Source organism: Neorhizobium phenanthreniclasticum (genome assembly GCF_040066075.1).
GTDB lineage: Bacteria > Pseudomonadota > Alphaproteobacteria > Rhizobiales > Rhizobiaceae > Neorhizobium > Neorhizobium petrolearium.
Genome location: NZ_JBEAAL010000073.1, coordinates 1 through 2,021, shown reverse-complemented (window position 1 = coordinate 2,021; position 2,021 = coordinate 1). Strand labels below are relative to the sequence as shown.

Here is a 2,021-nt window from a genome sequence, read left to right as displayed (position 1 = left end):
ACGCGATCAACGCGCAGGGCGGCAATGAACGTCATGGTGTTCCAGTGGCCGAAGGGAGCCTGGCCGAACAGCCGTTCGCCGCGCGGCGCCCAGCCTCGCAGCGGCGCCATGTTCGTCTTCGTCCAGGGGTGAGTAGGCCGGAGGGATTTCACCAGCCGGCCTCTCGCAGAACGGTGCGTGAACCTCTCGATTCACACCGCTCCCATCAGGTAAACGTGTTCGTTCCGAACACCTTCCAATGTACGAACAGTCCCGGATTTTCCCGCGCCAGTTTTCGCAAGAAGAGACTGGCTCGTGTCTTATGGGACTGAAAGCGTTTGAACTTTCGCCTGATCCAGGCTCTGAGCTTCATGTTAACGTAATCAGCCAGAGTGGACAGGGCCGAACGGCTGAACCGGCCATAATAGGCAATCCATCCCCGAAGGAGTGGATTGAGTTGTTTGGCAATTTCGGTCAGCGTCCCCGGCGTCTGCCGCGGGATGTTCAAACTTTTGATCTTTGCCCGCATCGATTTAAGCGCCGTCGGACTAACCGCAGGCGTGTAGCCACAGAAGAACTCGTCCCGCTGTGTATTCGCCACCCGTCGAGGCCGGAACTGATATCCGAGAAAGTCGAATGCGACATTCGGATACGTTCCTCGGCGCCGTTGATCCTTGCAGTAAACGATCTTGGTCTTTGTCGGATGCATCTGCAATCCGCACGCTGCCAAGCGAGAACTCAACTCCACCTTGAGGGCTTCGGCTTGCTGCTCGCTCTGGCAGTGAACAAGACCATCGTCGGCATATCGACACCATGGTAGGTCGGGATGCATTCGCGTCATCCACAAATCAAATGCATAGTGCATGAAGAGATTTGCGAGGCAGGGGCTGACGACACCGCCTTGCGGGGTGCCGCACGTTCGCGCCAAAACCTCACCATTCTTCTCCATCGGCGCTGCGAGCCATCTTCCGATGTAGAGCAGAGCCCACTTGCATGTGACGTGCTTCCTGACCGCCTTCAGCAAGAGATCGTGTGGAAGATTGTCGAACAGTCCTTTGATGTCGAATTCCAAAACCCAATCATACTTCCAACATCGCTGGCGCGTCACGCCGACGGCATCCAAGGCCGACTTCCCCGGCCTGTACCCGTATGAGTCTGGAAGAAAGAGGGAGTCCAAATCCGGCTCAATCATCTGTTTGACCACCATCTGCGCGATCCGATCGCTGACCGTGGGCACACCCAAAACCCTCTCGCCTCCAGCCTTCTTTGGAATGGAGACGGCACGCACCGGTGGCGGAAAGTAGGCTCCGGACGACATCCGATTCCAGATCTTGTAGAGATTCCTTGCAAGGTCTTTCTCGAACATTTCCAAAGTCTCGCCGTCCACCCCGGCTGCGCCATGGTTGGCTTTGACCGCTTTATAAGCTTCGTACACCTGCCGTTTCTCAATTCGAAACGGCTTGTCTGCCGTACTTTCCGAAGTCATCCTGTTTCCAGTTGTTTCAAACAATACGACCACCTGATCCGACCCCTTTGCTCCGACCCCATTACAGGGTCCTCGACGCTCTTACGGGTCGGTCCGCCCCAGTCTCCCGCATCGGTACTCTCGCCTTGCGGTTTGCGCCGCTTGAGCTTCTCCCTTGGCATCAGGAGCCTGGTTCCTGCAGTTCCGCGTGAACGCCTATGTCCAAATCACGCCCCCTCTACGCCGGTCGCCGCCCGCCCGGTCATCAGGCTTCTGGCGGACTTGTCCCAGGATGACGAAACGGTCCTGGTTTCGACAACACTTACGTTCATAACGACGCGTCTTCGGAGGGTTCACTTTCGTTCGTCTTTTGAACATGCACCTGCTCGGATCTCGTCCGAACGTTTCATCCGACGCTCACCACCACGGCTCTTTACCGCAGCAGCTCGGACTGGTTTGAGACCTGCTCCTGAAAGCCGATCCCGGAGGGCCGTCCCCCATCATTCACGCAGCTTTACGCTACGGTCTCAGTTCATGTCGAACTCCTTCCGCTGCTCTGCAGCACACTCTCGTCGAT

Annotated in this window: 1 protein-coding gene and 1 pseudogene; both read right to left on the bottom strand. The window is 57.0% G+C overall.

All coding sequences use genetic code 11. From position 1 onward, the window contains the following. Positions 1–125: pseudogene (locus ABK249_RS33705) on the bottom strand (IS630 family transposase); the annotation flags it as partial. 80 nt (positions 126–205) lie between these two features. Further along, positions 206–1,465, bottom strand: a complete 1,260-nt coding sequence (ltrA, locus tag ABK249_RS33700; RefSeq protein ID WP_210059127.1) for a group II intron reverse transcriptase/maturase — start codon at positions 1,463–1,465, stop codon at positions 206–208. Positions 1,466–2,021 lie beyond the last annotated feature (556 nt).

Excerpts from the sequence above, each read along its gene's own strand:
- ltrA (WP_210059127.1), bottom strand. The coding sequence starts at position 1,465 with ATGACTTCGGAAAGTACGGCAGACAAGCCGTTTCGAATTGAGAAACGG.